The organism is Demequina sp. NBRC 110055 (genome assembly GCF_002090135.1).
Classification (GTDB): Bacteria; Actinomycetota; Actinomycetes; order Actinomycetales; family Demequinaceae; genus Demequina.
Window position 1 is genome coordinate 14356 of record NZ_BBRL01000012.1, and the last position, 17049, is coordinate 31404.

Below are 17049 nucleotides of genomic sequence, written 5' to 3' on the forward strand. Positions count from 1 at the left end.
GATGCCGTGGTGGTCTGTCGCGGGCCGGGGCGCCCCACCTTCGAGTATTGCGACGGCAAAGAAATCTCCAAGGGACGAACGTCCCGGCGGCCGATGCGACGGCTGGCTCCCGCTCGCGCGGTTCTTCCGCTCGGGTCCGGCGGGCCATATGCTTTGGCCAGGTGCGAGCGGCGCATGGGCGCCCCGCGGCCGTGAGGGGGCGTCATGGCACAGACGGCGGAGATTTCCGAGACGGACGAGCGCGAGGGGACTCGAGCGCGCCGGGCAGGGGTGCGCGTAGCGCTCGTGGCGGTCGCCTTCGTCCTCCTCGTGGTGTGGATCGCGGCGCGCGCCACCCTCGACGACGGCGCCCCGCAGGCGGTGGGGGTTCCCGAGGGTGCTCCGGTGGTCGTTTCGGATTCGGCGAGCGGCCTGGCGGGGCCGGTGCAGACCTCGTGCGTTGAACCCCTGGCGTGGGTTGCCTCCGACCTACGGCCCGAGTTCTTGGCCACGGTGATGTTCGAAGGTGAAGCCGCCGCCTGCGTCGACGCCTATCGCGTGCCCGACGAGGACCCCGCGAAGGACTACTACCGCGCGGTCGCGAGCACGCGGTGGGCGACCGAGGTGCGCGAGACGCAGTGGCCCTGGCGGGCGGCAGGTCAGCCCCGCGGCGAGGTGTGGGTGGAACTCGCGTGGGAACCCGCGACCGACGACAACTACTGGATGACCGAGTGGGTCGACTTCGGCCCCTGCCCCACGGGCGGGGAGAGCGAGATCTATGTCCTCCAGGGGTTGGTGGCCGCCGACGAGGAGTTCGGCTGCGGGCGCGAGCCCACCGTGATCGGCCAGCCCGAGGCCGAGCTGGACCACGTCTCGTGGAGCGTCCCTGCGCCGCAGGAGCGTGACGCCACCGCGATGGTGGTCGATATTGCCGTGCCCGAGGGGGAGGCGCCCGACTTCACGCTGGCGCTGCGTCAGGTCGATCTCGAGGGGTGAGCGGGCGGGTCGCTTGCGCCCGGATCGAACATGTGTTCGAATCGTCGCATGCGATGGGAAGGCCAGGCGATCGCCGCCGAAAGCGCCGATGCCCTGCCGGGCCTGGCGAAGATCAGCAACCTGGTGCGCTCCGTGACGACTCCCGAGTTCGCGGGGGTCACGTTTCACGAGGTGCTCGCGAAGACCGCGCTGAACAAGGTGGGCCAGTCCAGCGCCGTGCCGTTCACGTGGACCATCAACCCGTATCGCGGGTGCAGCCACGCCTGCGTCTATTGCTTTGCCCGGCCCAGCCATCAGTACCTCGAGCTCGACGCCGGGCGTGACTTCGACAACCAGGTGATCGTCAAGGTCAACGTCGTCGAGGCGCTGCGTAAGGACCTCGCCAAGAAGTCATGGCAGCGCGAGCACGTCGCGCTCGGCACCAACACCGATCCCTACCAGCGTGCCGAGGGCCGCTACCGGCTGATGCCGGGCATCATCGACGCGCTCGCGGACTCGGGCACGCCATTCTCGATCCTCACCAAGGGCTCGCTGCTGCGCCGCGACCTACCGCGCCTGAGCGCTGCGGCCACGCAGGTGCCCGTGGACCTCGCCATGTCGATCGCCATCCTCGACGACGACATTCAGCAGTCCATGGAGCCCGGTACGCCCACCGCGGCGGCGCGCTTGGCGACCGTGACCGCGGCGGCCGAGGCGGGCTTCGACGTCGCCGTCTTCATGATGCCGATCCTGCCGTTCCTCACGGACTCCGAGGAGCACCTCGACGCCGCGCTCGCGCGCATCAAGGCGGCCGGCGCCACCTCGGTGACCTACACGGCCCTCCACCTGCGTCCCGGCGTCAAGGAGTGGTACGCGCGTTGGCTCAACACGCACCGGCCCGACCTCACCCCGCGCTACCGCGAGCTCTATGGGGACGGTGCGTATGCGCCGAAGGAGTACCGACGCTGGCTCGCCGCGCGCATCAAGCCGCTGATTCAGCGCCACGGCCTCGCGCGTGCGGTCGAGGACCCGAACACCGGCTCGATGGGATCGACCACGGGGGCGGTGAAGCGCGCCGAGGCGCGCGACAGCGACGGAGAGTGGCGACGTACCACCGCGCGCGACGCGGTCGCGATGCCCGCTACGGCACGCGGGGTCCACAGCAACCTCGCGGAACTGCAGGACGCGCTCTTCTAGCGGTCGGTTCCGGTGCGGCTCTCTACCAGGGCGCGATGTTCAGCTCGGTGCCGGCGATGACGGCCGTGCCGTCGTCGTGCAGATCCAGCGCGGAGATGCCGACGTTGAGGGCTTGCTCCACGGCGTGGCGTGAGCGCTCGTCGACGATCCACACCGCCGCGCCCTCGCCGTCGCTGACCATGATGCCGCGCTGGGTGAAGCCCGTGACCCACATTCGCATCGGCGCCCGCTCCCGGCCCATCGCCGACTTAAACGTCGGTACGGGGGTGCGCGTGCGCAGGTGAGCACGCACGGCGGACTGCTGTGCGGTAGTCATGGGGTCTCCTTCCGGCTCCTCGATGCTACGCCCCGGCGCGACGCGCTCGGAACCGCCCTGGGTCCCGGTCGCGTGCGGCGTGGCTACGATGAATCCGCAGGCACCAGGGGAGGAGCGGGGTACGTGGAGATCCTGATCGTCGGCGTCTTTGCGCTCGTCGCCATCGCCATCGCGACGGCGGTGAGCCCCCGGGTCGGGGTCGCGGCACCGCTGATTCTCGTGGCGCTTGGCTTCGGCGCGTCCCTGTTGCCCGGTGTTCCGACGGTGGAGATCGACCCCGAGGTCATCCTCGCCGGCGTGCTGCCGCCGCTTCTGTTCGCCGCCGGCGCCTCGATCCCCGCCACCGACTTCCGCCGCGAGTTCAGGTCGATCTCGGGGCTATCGATCCTGCTCACCATCCTGTCGACCGCCGTGCTCGGCGTGTTTTTCCACTGGGTGATCGACGACCTGTCGTGGGCGTGGTCCTTCGCGTTGGGCGCGATCGTGTCCCCCTCGGATCCCGTGGCGACGTCGATCATCAAGCGCCTCGGTGTGTCCCCTCGCATGGTGAGCCTACTCGAGGGGGAGAGCCTGCTCAACGACGCCTGCGCGCTGGTGTTGCTACGTGGTGCGGTCGCGGCCGCGGCGGCGGCCGTGACCGTGTGGGATATCGCGCTCGAGTTCATCCTCGCGATGACGGTGGCCGTGATCATCGGCGTCGTCATCGGCCGCCTCAACCTGTGGGTCTCCAACCGCATCAAGGACACCACCGCCAACACCGTATTCACCCTCGCCGTGCCGTTCATCGCGTCGGTGCCGGCCGAAATGGTGGGCGCCTCCGGCCTGGTGGCCGCGGTGGTCTGCGGCCTCGTGACGGGCAACGGTGCGGCGAAGGCGCTCTCGCCTCAGGTGCGGCTGTCCGATCAGCAGACGTGGCATGCGATCGAGCTCATCCTCGAGGGCGTCGTCTACCTCATCGTGGGTCTCGAGATTGTCGGCGTCATCCAGGAGGTCGAGGAGCAGCACGAGGGCATCGGCTTCGCCGTCGCGCTCGCGCTCGTCACCATCGTGCTGGTGCTGCTCTTGCGCGCCGCGTTCATTACGCCACTCCTCGCCGCTCAGGCCAGGCGCGCTCGCCGTGCCGAGCGGCTGCGCCCGCATCTCGATGACATTCGCACGCGCCTGGCCGATCCCGACACCCAGACCGAGGCCATCCGGCAGGTCGGTCGCGCCGCCGGCGGCATCACGGGCCGGCGCATCCTACGCGGCGACGTTCCCCACGAGCACGTGGACCGCCACCTCACCCGCGCCCAGGCGGACGCCGGCTATCTGGTGCGCGCGCCGCTGGGCCCCCGCGAGGGCGCCGTGATGGTGTGGGCCGGCATGCGCGGAGTCGTCACCGTGGCCGCCGCTCAGACGCTGCCGACCGACACCCCCGACCGCGCCCTCCTGGTCCTTATCGCCTATCTCGTCGCCGTCGGCTCGCTCGTCATCCAAGGCGGCACCGTGCGATGGGTGGTGGCCTGGCTCAAGCCGTCGCGCGGCGCGAGTCCCGAGGAGGCTGCCCGCGAGCGCGCCGAACTCGACGAGCACCTCGATCAGGCCGTGGCCGACGCGGGCGGCGCCGACGCGCTCGGCAGCCGGGTCGCGGTCATCGAGGTGCAGCGCGACGCCCTCATCGACGCCCGCCGGCTGGGCATCTTCTCGTCGGCCCTGTTGTCCGACACGCTCGAGCGGCTCGACAGCGAACAGATCCGCCTCGAGATGTGACGCAGCGTGGGCCCGCACGCCTCGCGCCGTACACTCCCGGGGTGAACATCTCCCGGCGCATGGCGATGAGCGTGGGCGCGGCACTCCTCGTGAGCCTGTCCGCCTGCGCGAGCGGCGACGAGTCGCGCGACACGGTCACCGTGACCGCGAGCTCCGAGGCGACGGCGAGCGCGGCCCCGGCGACGGCATCGGCCGCCGATGCTCGGGTGATCGAGCACGCGGGCAACCGCTACCGCGTCGTCACCCTGCCGCTCGAGCAGTGGGACCTGCGGGTTCAGTGGCCCGACGCCGACGGCACCATGCTGCGAGACCTGCTCGAGGTCGAGACCGACATCGAAGTGGCGACCAATGCCGGCATCTTCAGCGATGACCTCACTCCCGGCGGCCTGCTCGTCGCCGACGGGGAGGAACGGAGGCCCCTCAACCTCAGCGACGGCGGCGGTAATTTCCACCTCATGCCCAACGCCGTGTTCGCGGTGCGCGACGACGGCACGGCCGAGGTGACCGAGTCGCACGCGTTCGATCCCGCCGCCGGCGCCGCGCTGACGCAGGCCACACAGTCGGGGCCGGCCCTGCTACTCGACGGCGAGGTCCACCCGGAGTTCACCGAAGGCTCGACCAATCTCGCCGTGCGTAACGGCGTGGGGGTGAGCCCCGATGGGGAGACGGTGTACCTCGCGATCTCGCTCAGTCTCACCAACCTGTGGGACTTCGCCGGGCTGTTTGCCGAGGAGCTAGGGGTCGAGGACGCGCTCTACCTCGATGGCGACATCTCCACGCTCTGGGTCGCCGGGGATGGGGAACCGGGGCCGCTCGACGGGCCCTACGCGGGGATCATCACGGCGCGCGAGCGCTAACCTCCCTCGCCAGACGCGGGCACGATTCGTCCGTTGTGTCACAACTTGGCAAAACTTCCTGGCGCGCTCAGGTACGACGGTGCTACCTTGAGGCCGCTCGGTGCGGGCCGGGCACGATTCACCCGAAGGGAGGCAACACGATGATGGATATCCAGATCTCGCAGGGCTTTGACGCCCGCCGTGTTGTCGCGCCCTGGCGCGCCGCAGTGCGCACGCAGTCGTTTAACGGCTAGCGACCCACGGCCCCCACGCCCGCGGACCTGTGCGTCCGCGCCGCGCCGCCTGCCGCCCCTTGACCGGGCACACGTGAGCGCCTCCTCGCCCCTCAGCACGATCCGTGCGTCCAGGGGCGCCCTTCCCGTCGCGTCCCGAGACGACCCTCGCGACGCGTGACGACAGACCCCTCGACAACAGTGAGGGGAGGTGAATCGACATGAACCAGTACCCCGTAGAGACCCTGGCGCTGCTCGCGCAGCACCTGGCGAACCACCCCGAATTGCTGCACGCGGACCGCGTCGCCGAACGCGACCACCGGCCGCGCCTCAGCGCGAGGGAGCACCTCGCCAGGCGCGCACGCCGCGCCTACTACCGCGCGGTGCGGCGCACCCGCGCCGCCCGCGCGGGCCTCGCGATGGCCGGTCGCGCCGCCTGATGGGCGGCGCGACCGCGCCTGCGCGACCGCGGCATCGGCCGTGTGAGACAACCGCCGCACGCTTGAGGTGTGCTCTACGGCGTGGGGAGCCCACCGTTGACGTTGATGGTCTCGCCCACCACGTAGCTCGACTCGGGGGAGGCCAGGAACACGTACGCGGGCGCGAGCTCGACGGGCTGTCCCATGCGGCCAAGCGCCGTGTTCTCGCCAAACTGCTCGACCTTCTCGGGCGGCTGACCCTCTGTCACCTGCAGCGGCGTCCAGATGGGGCAGGGGGCGACCGCATTGACGCGGATGCCCTCGGCCGCGAGTTGGGTGGCCAAGCCCTTGGTGAAGCCGTTAATCGCGTACTTCGTGGTCGCGTAGTCGATGAGGATGGGCGACGGCTTGTACGCCTGCACCGACGTCGTGTTGATGATGGTCGACCCCGGTCCCATGTGCGCCAGGGCGTCCTTGGTCAGCCAAAACATCGCGTCGATATTGGTGCGCAGGGTCTTGTCGAGCTCCTCTTCGTCGAAGGACCGGAAGTCCTTCTGATAGACCTGGTTGCCCGCGTTGTTGACCAGGATGTCGAGCCCGCCGAGCGCCTCGACGGTGGCGGCGACCAGTTGGCGAGAGTATTCGCGCTGGCGAAGGTCGCCGGGGATGAGCACCGCCTTGCGGCCCTCGGACTCGATGAGGCCGCCGATGCGTTCGGCGTCGGCCCGCTCGGACTCGAGGAAGCTCAAGGCGACGTCGGCACCCTCGCGAGCGAACGCGATCGCGACCGCAGCGCCGATGCCCGAGTCGCCACCGGTGATGAGGGCCTTGCGCCCCGTGAGTCTCCCGGTGCCGCGGTACGAGGTCTCTCCATGGTCGGCGCCGGGAGTGAGGTCCGCATCCGAGCCGGGGAACTGCTGGTGCTGTGCCTCGGGCTTGATGTGGGCGAAGCGCTCGGCGGGGTTGTCAAAGGTCAACTGATCGAAGGCCACGAGGTCCTCCCTGCTGTTGGCGTCAGTGTCCTGGGCGTCAACCGCGCGGTGCCCCGCGATGTTCCTTCGGATGGCCGATGCCGTGGCCGGGGCCCGCGTGCCAGGCTGGATGCCATGCCGACCTACCGTTCCGTCCAGTGGTCGTACCAGAACACCCTTGCCGCGACAGCCCTGATCGTCTCCCTGATCGCGGTCGTGGTGCTCTTTTTCGTCGCCGACGGCTGGAGCGAGGCGCCCTGGCTCGCCTGGATCACGATCGCCGTGCTCGTCGCGCCCCTGTTCATCCCGATGGTCATCGAGGTCGGCACGGAAGGCATCCGCGTTCGCCTCGCGGGCCTGACCGTACGCACCATCGCGCTCGAGGACGTCGTGGCCGTCGAGCGTCGCGACTACAAGCCGCTGCGGGAATTCGGCGGCTGGGGCCTCAGGTGGGGCATCACCCATCGCCACGCCCGCGCCTACAGCACCACCGGCACGTCGGCCGTGGTCCTGACGCTGCGTGATGGCCAGGAGGTCTACCTGGGAGTGGCCGACGAGCCCGGCCTAATGGACACCCTGCGTCTACGAACCGAGGCGTAGTTATTCGCCCGTGGGCTTCTCCTCGTGCCCACCGAAGCCCTTGCGCATCGCGGAGAGCACCTTCTCGGCATAGATGTCCAGGTCGCGCGAGGCGAAGCGTGAGTACAGCGCCGTCGTGAGCACCGGGGTCGGCACGCCCTCGTCGATCGCTGCGATCGATGTCCAACGGCCCTCGCCGGAGTCGGACACGTGCCCCGAGAAGCCGTCCAGGTCGGGGTCACGGTGCAGCGCCTCCGCGGTGAGGTCGAGCAGCCACGAGCCCACCACGGAGCCGCGGCGCCACACCTCGGCCACCTCGTCGACAGGGATGTCGTACTGGTAGTACTCGGGGTGAGCCATCGGCGCCGTCTCGGCGTCCGCGGCTGTGTCGCGGGAGCCGATGTTCGCGTTGCGCAGCACGTTGAGCCCCTCGGCGTAGGCGGCCATGAGCCCGTATTCGATGCCGTTGTGGACCATCTTCACGAAGTGGCCCGCGCCGTTGGGGCCGCAGTGCAGCCAGCCGCGTTCGGCGGGCGTCGGGTCGCCGTCGCGCCCCGGGGTCCGCTCGGCGGCCTCGACACCGGGGGAGATGGTGTCCCAAATCGGCGCGAGCCGCTGCACCACCTCGGTTTCACCGCCGACCATGAGGCAGAAGCCGCGCTCGAGGCCCCACACGCCGCCCGAGGTCCCGCAGTCCACCAGGTGGATGCCCTTCTCGGCGAGCGTCGCCGCGTGCGCGAGGTCGTCGCGGTAGTAGCTGTTGCCACCGTCGATGATGGTGTCGCCGGGCTCCAGGACGGCGGCGAGCGACTCGATCACGGACTGCGTGATGCGCCCCGCCGGCACCATCACCCAGATCGCGCGAGGCGCCTCGAGCGCCGTCACGAAGTCGGCGACCTCGCGGACCGCGACGGCACCCTCGGCCGCGAGGGCGTCGATCGCCTCGGGGGACACGTCGTGCACCGCCACCGTGTGGCCGTCGCGCATGAGCCGGCGGCTGAGGCCCGCGCCCATCCGCCCCAGGCCGATCATGCCCAGCTGCAGGGGTGTCGTCGTCATATCCGTCTCCTTGTCGTCGTAGGGGGGCCGATGCCGTGGGCGGGCCTAGTGGCCGCCGTGTCCGGGCAGGACTGCGGGATTGTGCCAGGGGCCGTCGTCGCCGATGAGGCGGCCGGCGGCCTCCTCCGGGCCCCACGAGCCCGGCTGGTACGCGATGGCGGGAGCGTGGTCGGTGAGGACGTCGTCGACCACACGCCAGGCCGCCTCGACCGAGTCTTCGTGGGTGAACAGGGCGCTGTCGCCGCGCAGGGCATCGGCGAGGAGTCGCTCGTAGGGTTCGCGCTCGAGTGGGCTTTCGGTGGGTAGCTTCAGTTCCTGTTCGTGACCCACGAACTCTTCGCCGGGACGCTTGACGCGTACGGACAGCCCGATCTCGCCCTCGGGAGACAGGCGGAAGCGCAGCCGATTGGGATGCTGATCGGGGTCCTGAGCATCGTCGAACAGGGCCTGCGGCGGCCGCGTGAAGTTCACCACGACCTCGCCGGCGGAGACCGCGAGGCATTTGCCGGTGCGCAGATAGAACGGCACTCCCGCCCACCGCCACGAGTCGATGTGGAGTTTCACGGCCGCGTAGGTCTCGACATCGGAGTGGGGGTCCACGCCGTGCTCGTCGCGGTAACCCACGAACTGGCCGCGGACGTAGTCCTGGCGCCTCAGCGGCCGCATCGCCTTGAAGACGTTGACCTTCGCCGCTTGCACAGCGCCGTAGCCCTGGTACGTGGGCGCCTCCATCGTGAGCAGGGCGACGATCTGGAACAGGTGATTCTCCACGACGTCGCGCAGCGCCCCGGCGGACTCATAGAACGACCCGCGGTCGCGCACCCCGAAGTCCTCGGCCAGGGTTACCTGCACGGACTGGATGTAGTTGCGGTTCCAGATCGGCTCGAACATGGCGTTCGCGAACCGGAAGTACAGCAGGTTCATGATCTCTTCCTTGCCCAGGAAGTGATCGATGCGGAAGATCGACTCCTCGTCGAACGCGTCGCGGATCACGGCATTGAGGTCGCGCGCGCTGGCGAGGTCACGGCCGAACGGCTTCTCCACCACCACCCGCGCGTCCCCGTGCAGCCCCACGGCCTTCAGTCCCTGGACGACGGTGCCGAAGAGCGACGGCGGAATCGCCAGGTAATGGGTGGGGCGGGCACACTCGGCGAGAGCATCCCGCAGCGCCTGGAAAGTCGCCGCGTCCTGGTAGTCGCCGTCGACGTAGCGCAGCAGCCCCACCAGGCGCTCAAGCGCCTCGGCGTCCACCGCATCGCCGTGCTTGGCGCGCACCGCCTCGCGGGCACGCTCGGCCAGGTCATCGACGCTCCACTGGGAGAACGCGACGCCGATGACGGGGACGTCCAAGGTGCCCGCCTTCACCATCCGATACAGGGACGGGAAGATCGACTTGCGGGCCAGGTCTCCGCTCGCGCCAAAGAACACGAGCGCATCGGATGGGGTACCGGGGGCGGCTCCAGGCATGACACTCCAGACATCGATACGTGCAGGTGGGTCGCGTTGGCGAGCCTAGTTGCCTGTGCGGCGGAACGCACCATGGCAACCCCCTCGTGACGCGACCGAGGTGAACCCTCGGTGACGATCGCCGGGTTTCCTGGCCGCCGCATCGGCCCCCTCCTATGCTGGCCGACGGAATCCCGGCGCGGGTGGCCTCGTTGACGCGAGCATGCCCGCGCAACGCAACGACGCAAGGAGAACCCCGATGACGACCACCTCGACCACGACCCCGCTCGCCGCGCTGTCCGCCGCCGGCGTGTCCATCTGGCTCGACGACCTCAGCCGCGAGCGTCTCGCAAGCGGTTCGCTGGCCCGCGACGTCGCAGAAAAGTCCATCGTGGGCGTCACCACCAACCCCTCGATTTTCGCCGCCGCCGTGTCCGGCTCCGATCAGTACGACGACCAGATCGCTCAGCTCGCCGCCCGCGGCGTGGACGTCGAGGAGTCGGTGCGGATGATTACCACCGCTGACGTGCGCGAGGCATGCGACGTGCTGCGCCCCGTCTACGACGCGACCGACGGCGTGGACGGCCGCGTCTCCATCGAGGTCGACCCGCGCTTCGCCCGCAACAGCGAGGCCACCATCGCGGAGGCGCGCCAACTGTGGTGGCTGGTGGACCGGCCCAACGTCATGATCAAGATTCCCGCGACCGTCGAGGGCCTTCCCGCCATTCGTGCCGCGATCGCCGAGGGCATCTCGGTCAACGTCACGCTGATCTTCTCGCTCGAGCGCTACCGCGACGTGGTTGACGCCTACCTGTCGGGGCTTGAGGAAGCCCTCGAGGCCGGCCACGACCTCGCCGGCATCGAGTCGGTCGCCTCGTTCTTCATCTCCCGCGTGGACTCCGAGGTGGACAAGCGGCTGTCGGCCCTGGGTGAGGGATCACCGCTTGCCGGCACGGCCGCGATCGCGAACGCGCGTCTCGCGTTCGAACACCATGAAGACGTCCTCGCCTCGCCCCGGTGGGCCGCACTCGCCGCGGCGGGAGCCCACCCGCAGCGTCCGCTCTGGGCGTCGACGTCGGTGAAGAACGACGCCTATCCCGACACGATGTACGTCGACGAGCTCGTGACGGCCGGCACCGTCAACACCATGCCCGAGTCGACGATCGATGCCTTCGCCGATCACGGCCCCGTGCCGGCGTCGACCGACGGGTGGGACACGGTGCATGGCACCGGCGACGAGGCGCGGGCGACGTTCGGCGCACTCACGTCCGCCGGCGTCGATATGGCCGATGTCACGGCGCAGTTGGAGGACAAGGGCATCGCCAAGTTCGCGGACGCGTGGGAGGAACTCCTCGCCCGCGTCGCCGAGCAGCTGGCTCGATAGGCAGGTCGCGCGCGTGAGGTCGCGCTCTCACGGCTCCTACTCGGACAGGTCGCCGCAGCGGGCCCGCGTGTACGCGACGATGTGGCTCACTGCGGCGGCCCCCGATCCGATGGACTCCGCGGCGCCAGGCTGCGCCAACAACGTCACCATGGCCTCGTCGTACTCGGCGATCGAGCCGACGGAGGCCACGATCTCGGCCTCGGGGCGCGCGTACACGTCGATGTACGCGAACAAGTCGACAAAGGCCTGGTCCGCCTGAGCCGTCGTGACCGAGGCGGCGGCGTCGTCCCAGGCGACCGAGTCGATCCTGTCGTGCGCGGCGCCCCATTCCTCCTCGAGGGTGGCGATGGCCTCGAGCATGCGGGCGCCCGCGGCGTTGACGACGTCGATGCTGCCCGCGTCGTCCTCGATGCCCGTCTCGATGCTCTTGGCGTCCGTCGCCTCGAGCAACGCGATCTGCGCGGCGTAGCCGTCGCGCGCCGCCTCACAGTAGGGGTCGATGCCGCCGGCGATGGCGTCCGGCGACGTCTGCGAGGTCCCGCTCGTTGCGCTCGCCGATGCGGTGGCGGATGCCGTGGGCGCCGCCTCGGCGTCGCCCGCCCGGGGGGACGGCGCGCCCGACGACGCGGGGTCGGCGTCGCCGCCCGCGCACCCCGCGAGCGCAAGGACCAGACCCACGGACGTGGCGGTCACCGCGATCGAGGAGCGCATGACTCGAGCGTGCCAGACGCGGGCGGCGCGCGCGAGTGATTAGCGGTGGACGACCGCCTTGCCGATGAGCCGGCCCGACTCGACGAGCCGGTGAGCCTCACGGATGCCGGCGGCGGAGAAATCGCCGATGCGTGCGGTGGCGGTGGGGACCACCTCGCCGGCGTCCACGAGCGCCGCCGTCTCCGCGAGCATCCGACCCTGTTCGGCCATGTCCCATGTCTCGTACCGCGAGCGCGCGAACATGTACTCCCAGTGGAAGCCGATGGACTTTGCGAACAGGGGCAACAGGTCGAGCTTCCCGCCGTCGATCGACACGATCTGCCCGAACGGTCGCAGCACCTGACCGTAGGCCTCGATGTTGCCGGGCGTGTACGACGAGAACACGTACTCGAGGCCATCGGGCGCGAGCTCCAGGACCGAGGCGGCCAGATCGCGGTGGTCGGCCACCGCATCGGCCCCCATCCGCCGGCACCATGCCGCGGATTCCTCGCGCGACGCCGTCGCGATGACGCGCAGGCCCGTCAGCCGCTTGGCGAGCTGGATCAGGATGGAGCCCACGCCGCCGGCGCCGCCCACCATGAGAATCGTGCCGGTGTCCTCGCGGTTGATCCGCATTCGCTCGAACATGCCCTCCCACGCGGTGATGGCCGTCAGCGGCAGCGAGGCGGCATCGGCAAAGGAGACCGACTCGGGCTTGCGGGAGACGATCCGGTAGTCCACGGCCTGCAGGTCCGCGTTCGATCCGTCGCGGAACGCGTCACCCGACCACCACACCTCGTCACCCACCGCGAAGCCCTCGACGGCGGAGCCGAGGGCTACCACGGTGCCCGCGCCGTCGAAGCCGAGGATGCGCGGCGGGCCATCGGCCTTGACCTTCATCCGGCGCTTCACGTCCGTGGGGTTGACCGAGACCGCCTCGACACGGATGAGGAGGTCGCGATCGCGGACGGTGGGGTCGGAGACCTCGATGTCCTGGAGGGCGAGCGGGTCCTCGACGGGTCGCGAGTCGAGCGCGGCGATGGCATGCATGAGGTCCTCCTGTCGCGACAGGCCCGATGCCTGCCGGAGTGCTTGTCTGGGGCGTCAACCCTGGGGCGGGTCGACCTGTTCCGGGGAGGCGTCGTCGGCGGGGTGGTCGGGCGCGTCGTGCGGCGGCAGGGCAGGGGGCGTGGTGGCGTCGGGGCCGGCGAGCCTCACCCGCGCTTCGGTCGCTACCTCGGTGGCGGCGGCCCACCCCAGGCCCGCGGCACACAGCGCGTGTGTCATGACGAGCTGCAGGCCGTCGACGTCCCCGAGCGCCTTCGCGTCGGCCGCTTCGATGACGTCGACGGTTGCCTGCTCGATGAGCCACGCGATGGCGGCGGGGGAGAGGTCGTCACGAATCTCGAGCCGGACGGAGGCGTCGGCCACCGCCTCGCGCAGCGTGGCACGCAGGGGGGTGAGCGCCTTCTCGACCGCCCGGCGGTACGGGCCGCGCGCCGCCATGCGGGCGAGAGGCAGGACGGGGGCCTGGTCCTGCCAGACACGTCCGATCAGCATGGCGATCTGCGTCAGCGGCTCACCGTCGTCGAGGAACACCGCCCCGGCGAGGCGTGCGGCGCCGCGCACCACCGTGGCTTCCACGAGCGCGGCCCTGGTGGGAAAGAGCCGCCGCGCCGTGTCCTCGTCGACGCGGGCGCGCCGCGCGACCGCCCCCAGCGGCGCACCCGGGTCGCGCCCGAGCACCTCGACGGTGGCCTCGAGCATGCGCTCGCGCGCGGACGCGTCCTCGCCTGCCATCGCCTGCGCGCGCCCCCGGCGAAACAGCGTCATGCGCCCGCCTCGGCGAGGGCGTGACGATAGATAGCGGCGAGCCGATCGAGCATGGTGTTGGCGGCGTCGTCCACGCTCTGGCGTGCGGGATCGGCCTCGAACCACTCCACACACTCGCGGATGCCCTCGGCGAACGAAATCTTGGCCTCCCAGCCGGGCACCAGATCCTTGATCTTCGACGTGTCATAGGCGGCGGGGTGCATCTTGTCGCCGTAGATCGAGCCAGCCTGATCGGGCGCGGCCGTCACCATGGCGTCGGAGGGGACACAGACGCGCTGGGCTCCGAATTGCTCGGCGCTGAGCCCGGCGGCGTCGGCGATCGCGCCATAGATGGCGTTCCACGTCAGCGCCTCGTCCGACGTGATGTGGACCGCCTCGCCCAGTGCGCGGTCGTTGCCGAACAGGCCCACGGCCGCCGCCGCGAGGTCGCGCGCATGGGTGAGAGTCCACAGTCCTGTCCCGTCACCGGGAATGACGACGTCCGCGCCGCGCCGCATGCGCTCCACGATGGTCCACGGGTGGCGGCTGTTGCCGGTGAACGCCGGGATCTTGCTGGGGCCATACGTGTGCGCGGGCCGGATGATCGTGTAACCCAGCCCGGCCGCGGTCGCGTGCTCGCGGAGCACCTGCTCCGCCTGCGCCTTGAGGCGTGCGTACTCCCAGAACAGGTTCTCCTGCGGGTCGTCCTCGCGGGTGAGGTGGAGCCGATCGAACGTCTGATAACTCGCCGAGGTGGCGATCAACACGTACTGATCCGTCAGCGCCGCAAAGGTCTCGACGTCGGCGGCGACATGCTCGGGCGTGAAGGCGATCGACTGCAGCACGGTGTCGTACCGTTCGCCTGCGAGGGCACTACGAAGGGCCGATGCGTCGGTCGCGTCGACGACGACGCTCCGGGCGCCGTGGGGAGGCTGGGCGGTGGCCGAGCGGCCGCGGTTGACGAGGGTGAGCTCGTGGCCGGCGGCGACGGCCGCCTGGGCCACCTCGGACGAAATGAGGCCGGTCCCTCCGACAATGAGGATGCGCATGCCCTCAGGCTACTGTCAGGCGCCTCGGGCCTCATTCGCGGGAGTACTCTGACGCCATGATCGACGACTGGGGGGTCGCGCTCCAGCGCGCCGTGTCCACCGAGCTGCCGCGTGGATGGCGAGACGCCGCGCCGTGGGGGTTTCCGGCCCAGGCCGAGCTCGCGCTCATCGGTGGCGTGTTCGCCGCGCAGGTCCAGGGCCGCGTCGTGGACTCGCTCGCCTCCCGTTACATGGTGGCCCGTCCCGGTCGCATGCTCGACAACCTCGCCGACCTCGCGGCGATTGCACCCGATGACCTCGCCGCTTACCTCGGCGACGAGTGGGGCGGCTCCACGGTGCTCGGGGTGCCACGCAGGCGCGTCGAGGTGGTCCTCGAGGCCGCCGGCCTGCTGGCGGAGCAGGGCATCACCTCAGCGGTGCGCTTTCGTGAGGCGGCCACCGATGCCTCGAGGGCCGTCGAGCGCGTCCTCATGAGTGTGCGCGGTATCGGCCCCGTGACGGCCGACTCGATCGCGGTGCACATGCAGGCCGACCTGCGTCCGGACACGCGCATGGTGGCCTTCATCGCGGACAGCGTGGGAGAGGACGCGGTCACGCTGGGCGTCGACGGGGCGTCGGGCGCGCTCACGGAGGCCGCACGGCGCATGAGTGTGCAGCGTCGCGTACTCCAGCATGCGCTGTGGACCATCATCACGGCGAATGACGCGCCGGGAGATACGCCCGAACTCTGACGACCCCCTACGGCAGGCCGTCGACGGTGCGGGCCAGGAGTGCCACCCGCGCGGGGCCGTCGGTGAGGGCATGCTCGCCGAGCCGGCGGAATCCCAGCGCCTCGTGAAACGACAGGGAGCGCTGATCGAGCGGTTCGAGCGCGACCTCCGTGGTGACCTCGTTCGCGCCGCGCTCGCGGGCCCGCTCGAAGACGGACTCGTATAGCGCCCGGCCGATGCCGGTGCCGCGCGCCGCCGAGGACACCACGATGCGGTCGATGTACTGGTGGCGCGTGTGGCGCTCCTCGAACCAGCGATAGTTGGGTGAGGCATATGGCTGGCCGCCGCCCAGGCTGAGCAGGAACGCGGTGATGTCGCCCACGCGGCTGGTCGCCACGAGGGCCACGTCGCACATACCGCGCAACTCGGCCAACGCCGCGGCGTCGAGGGGACGGATCGTGGGGGAGGCGTCGTTGTTCAGGCGCAGCACCGCGTCGAGGTCGGACTCGCGCATCACGCGCAGGCGGAGGAACTGCATGGCCACATTGTGCCGTGTGCGTGTCACGAACGCGTGACGAATCCGCGTCACCGGAGTTGCGAGGTGCGTCCCGGCTTTACGGCAGGAGCAGGACCTTTCCCGTCGTGGTGCGACCCTCGAGAGCCTCGTGTGCGGCGCGGGCTTCACCGAGCTGATAGGTCGCGCCGATGCGCACGTCGAGCGAGCCGTCCGCGATCCCCGCGAAGAGTTCTTGCGACCGCCATGCGCGCTCCTCAGGTGTCCGCAGGAAGTGTTCGAGCGTCGGACGCGTCACCGTGAGCGAGCCGCCCGCATTGAGGCGCTGCAGGTCGAACGGTGTGACCTGTCCCGACGCGCCGCCGAACAGCACCAGGGTGCCTCGCACGGCGAGCGAAGCGAGTGAGCCGTCGAAGGTGGCGGCACCCACGCCGTCGTACACGACGTCCACGCCCTCGCCGTCCGTGAGTTCACGCACGCGCGTGGGAAGCTCGGACGCCATGTCGGCGAAGCGGTCGTAGCGGATCACCTCGGCCGCGCCCGCCCCTCGCGACAGGGCCTCCTTCTCTGCGGTGGACACGGTGGTGATGACGCGCGCGCCGCGGTTCACCGCCATCTGCGTGAGCAGCAGCCCCACGCCGCCGGCGCCGGCATGCACGAGCACGGTGTGCCCGTCCGCCACTGCATAACTCGACGTGCACAGGTAGTGAGCGGTAAGCCCCTGCAGCATCGCGGCGGCGGCGACGGTGAGGTCGACGTCGGCCGGCACGGCGTACAGGTCGGCAGCGTCCACGGCGACGCGCTCGGCGTACGAGCCGGGAGCCGCACACCAGGCGACGCGGTCGCCCACGGCCACCCCCGTGACGCCGGGGCCCACATCAACGACGTGTCCCGCGCCCTCCGCGCCCACGCGGTGCGGGTAGTCCACCTGGTAGACGCCCGAGCGCCGGTAGGTGTCGATGAAATTGACGCCGGCGGCGGCGACGTCGACCACGACCTGGCCGGGGTCGGGCTCGGGAGCGGGCACGTCTCGCATCTCCATCGTGCTGGCGGGACCGGCGACGGGTGCGATGACGGCGCGCATGGCACCATCGTGACACGGCCCCGCGCGCCGTCGTCGTGTCATGCAAA

The 17049-nt window shown here is 70.4% G+C and carries 18 protein-coding genes; 8 read left to right on the plus strand and 10 right to left on the minus strand.

The genetic code is table 11. The features are described 5' to 3' along the window. Nucleotides 1-204 precede the first annotated feature (204 nt). Together B7K24_RS12905 and B7K24_RS12910 are read left to right on the plus strand one after the other, a co-directional pair. Nucleotides 205-975, plus strand: a complete 771-nt coding sequence (locus B7K24_RS12905) for a hypothetical protein (protein WP_084130750.1) — start codon at nt 205-207, stop codon at nt 973-975. Between the two features lie 48 nt (nt 976-1023). Further along, nucleotides 1024-2151, plus strand: coding sequence for an Rv2578c family radical SAM protein (locus B7K24_RS12910; protein ID WP_084130751.1), 1128 nt, complete (start codon nt 1024-1026; stop codon nt 2149-2151). Nucleotides 2152-2173: 22 nt separating this feature from the next. Here the strand turns inward: B7K24_RS12910 and B7K24_RS12915 are convergent, their stop codons facing one another. Beyond that, the gene (locus B7K24_RS12915; protein WP_084130752.1) at nt 2174-2467 is read right to left on the minus strand and encodes a hypothetical protein; all 294 of its coding nucleotides are present in this window, start codon (nt 2465-2467) and stop codon (nt 2174-2176) included. A gap of 123 nt (nt 2468-2590) precedes the next feature. On the opposite strand from B7K24_RS12915, the gene B7K24_RS12920 reads away from it, so the two are divergent. The 3 genes from B7K24_RS12920 (at nt 2591) to B7K24_RS12930 (ending at nt 5725) form a co-directional block, all read left to right on the plus strand. Then, a complete protein-coding gene (locus B7K24_RS12920; protein WP_084130753.1) occupies nt 2591-4216 on the plus strand; it encodes a sodium:proton antiporter in 1626 nt (541 codons plus the stop codon). A 41-nt stretch (nt 4217-4257) separates the two neighbouring features. Continuing rightward, entirely contained in the window at nt 4258-5073 is an 816-nt protein-coding gene (locus B7K24_RS12925) for a phosphodiester glycosidase family protein (RefSeq protein ID WP_144268322.1), read from the plus strand. Between the two features lie 433 nt (nt 5074-5506). Beyond that, nucleotides 5507-5725 carry a hypothetical protein gene (locus B7K24_RS12930; RefSeq protein WP_084130755.1) on the plus strand — a complete coding sequence of 73 codons (219 nt, stop codon included), beginning with the start codon at nt 5507-5509 and terminating at the stop codon, nt 5723-5725. Between the two features lie 74 nt (nt 5726-5799). Here B7K24_RS12930 and B7K24_RS12935 read toward each other — a convergent pair whose 3' ends face one another. Beyond that, the gene (locus tag B7K24_RS12935) at nt 5800-6696 is read right to left on the minus strand and encodes an SDR family oxidoreductase (protein WP_373994172.1); all 897 of its coding nucleotides are present in this window, start codon (nt 6694-6696) and stop codon (nt 5800-5802) included. Nucleotides 6697-6810: 114 nt separating this feature from the next. Here B7K24_RS12935 and B7K24_RS13700 point away from each other — a divergent pair, with 114 nt between their 5' ends. Further along, the gene (locus B7K24_RS13700) at nt 6811-7275 is read left to right on the plus strand and encodes a hypothetical protein (RefSeq protein ID WP_234986714.1); all 465 of its coding nucleotides are present in this window, start codon (nt 6811-6813) and stop codon (nt 7273-7275) included. Here B7K24_RS13700 and gnd read toward each other — a convergent pair whose 3' ends face one another. Together gnd and zwf are read right to left on the minus strand one after the other, a co-directional pair. Next, nucleotides 7276-8313, minus strand: a complete 1038-nt coding sequence (gene gnd / locus B7K24_RS12940; RefSeq protein ID WP_307182645.1) for a phosphogluconate dehydrogenase (NAD(+)-dependent, decarboxylating) — start codon at nt 8311-8313, stop codon at nt 7276-7278. 45 nt (nt 8314-8358) lie between these two features. Next, nucleotides 8359-9780, minus strand: a complete 1422-nt coding sequence (zwf, locus tag B7K24_RS12945) for a glucose-6-phosphate dehydrogenase (protein WP_084130756.1) — start codon at nt 9778-9780, stop codon at nt 8359-8361. A 238-nt stretch (nt 9781-10018) separates the two neighbouring features. Here zwf and tal point away from each other — a divergent pair, with 238 nt between their 5' ends. Continuing rightward, on the plus strand, nt 10019-11143 hold the full coding sequence (tal, locus tag B7K24_RS12950; RefSeq protein ID WP_084130757.1) for a transaldolase: 1125 nt from the start codon (nt 10019-10021) through the stop codon (nt 11141-11143). A 36-nt stretch (nt 11144-11179) separates the two neighbouring features. Here tal and B7K24_RS12955 read toward each other — a convergent pair whose 3' ends face one another. Genes B7K24_RS12955 through B7K24_RS12970 form a run of 4 tightly spaced genes read right to left on the minus strand, consistent with a single transcriptional unit; the run spans nt 11180 to nt 14694 of the window. Continuing rightward, the gene (locus B7K24_RS12955; protein WP_084130758.1) at nt 11180-11854 is read right to left on the minus strand and encodes a hypothetical protein; all 675 of its coding nucleotides are present in this window, start codon (nt 11852-11854) and stop codon (nt 11180-11182) included. 39 nt (nt 11855-11893) lie between these two features. Then, nucleotides 11894-12883: a zinc-binding alcohol dehydrogenase family protein gene (locus B7K24_RS12960; protein WP_084130759.1), complete on the minus strand. Its 990-nt coding sequence runs from the start codon at nt 12881-12883 to the stop codon at nt 11894-11896. Between the two features lie 54 nt (nt 12884-12937). Then, nucleotides 12938-13666: a TetR/AcrR family transcriptional regulator gene (locus tag B7K24_RS12965; RefSeq protein WP_084130760.1), complete on the minus strand. Its 729-nt coding sequence runs from the start codon at nt 13664-13666 to the stop codon at nt 12938-12940. Continuing rightward, nucleotides 13663-14694 carry an NAD-dependent epimerase/dehydratase family protein gene (locus tag B7K24_RS12970; protein WP_084130761.1) on the minus strand — a complete coding sequence of 344 codons (1032 nt, stop codon included), beginning with the start codon at nt 14692-14694 and terminating at the stop codon, nt 13663-13665. The genes B7K24_RS12965 and B7K24_RS12970 overlap by 4 nt, the downstream gene beginning before the upstream one ends. 56 nt (nt 14695-14750) lie before the next feature. Between B7K24_RS12970 and B7K24_RS12975 the strand changes: the two genes are divergently transcribed. Beyond that, nucleotides 14751-15425, plus strand: a complete 675-nt coding sequence (locus tag B7K24_RS12975) for a hypothetical protein (protein WP_084130762.1) — start codon at nt 14751-14753, stop codon at nt 15423-15425. Nucleotides 15426-15432: 7 nt separating this feature from the next. On the opposite strand, the gene B7K24_RS12980 is transcribed toward B7K24_RS12975, so the two are convergent. After that, nucleotides 15433-15942 carry a GNAT family N-acetyltransferase gene (locus B7K24_RS12980; RefSeq protein WP_084130763.1) on the minus strand — a complete coding sequence of 170 codons (510 nt, stop codon included), beginning with the start codon at nt 15940-15942 and terminating at the stop codon, nt 15433-15435. A 76-nt stretch (nt 15943-16018) separates the two neighbouring features. Continuing rightward, on the minus strand, nt 16019-17002 hold the full coding sequence (locus B7K24_RS12985) for a quinone oxidoreductase (protein WP_084130764.1): 984 nt from the start codon (nt 17000-17002) through the stop codon (nt 16019-16021). Nucleotides 17003-17049 lie beyond the last annotated feature (47 nt).

Coding starts and splice junctions, on each gene's coding strand:
- B7K24_RS12905 (WP_084130750.1), top strand. CDS start 205: ATGGCACAGACGGCGGAGATTTCCGAGACGGACGAGCGCGAGGGGACT.
- B7K24_RS12910 (WP_084130751.1), top strand. CDS start 1,024: ATGCGATGGGAAGGCCAGGCGATCGCCGCCGAAAGCGCCGATGCCCTG.
- B7K24_RS12915 (WP_084130752.1), bottom strand. CDS start 2,467: ATGACTACCGCACAGCAGTCCGCCGTGCGTGCTCACCTGCGCACGCGC.
- B7K24_RS12930 (WP_084130755.1), top strand. CDS start 5,507: ATGAACCAGTACCCCGTAGAGACCCTGGCGCTGCTCGCGCAGCACCTG.
- B7K24_RS13700 (WP_234986714.1), top strand. CDS start 6,811: ATGCCGACCTACCGTTCCGTCCAGTGGTCGTACCAGAACACCCTTGCC.
- gnd (WP_307182645.1), bottom strand. CDS start 8,313: ATGACGACGACACCCCTGCAGCTGGGCATGATCGGCCTGGGGCGGATG.
- zwf (WP_084130756.1), bottom strand. CDS start 9,780: ATGCCTGGAGCCGCCCCCGGTACCCCATCCGATGCGCTCGTGTTCTTT.
- tal (WP_084130757.1), top strand. CDS start 10,019: ATGACGACCACCTCGACCACGACCCCGCTCGCCGCGCTGTCCGCCGCC.
- B7K24_RS12955 (WP_084130758.1), bottom strand. CDS start 11,854: ATGCGCTCCTCGATCGCGGTGACCGCCACGTCCGTGGGTCTGGTCCTT.
- B7K24_RS12960 (WP_084130759.1), bottom strand. CDS start 12,883: ATGCATGCCATCGCCGCGCTCGACTCGCGACCCGTCGAGGACCCGCTC.
- B7K24_RS12965 (WP_084130760.1), bottom strand. CDS start 13,666: ATGACGCTGTTTCGCCGGGGGCGCGCGCAGGCGATGGCAGGCGAGGAC.
- B7K24_RS12970 (WP_084130761.1), bottom strand. CDS start 14,694: ATGCGCATCCTCATTGTCGGAGGGACCGGCCTCATTTCGTCCGAGGTG.
- B7K24_RS12975 (WP_084130762.1), top strand. CDS start 14,751: ATGATCGACGACTGGGGGGTCGCGCTCCAGCGCGCCGTGTCCACCGAG.
- B7K24_RS12980 (WP_084130763.1), bottom strand. CDS start 15,942: ATGCAGTTCCTCCGCCTGCGCGTGATGCGCGAGTCCGACCTCGACGCG.
- B7K24_RS12985 (WP_084130764.1), bottom strand. CDS start 17,002: ATGCGCGCCGTCATCGCACCCGTCGCCGGTCCCGCCAGCACGATGGAG.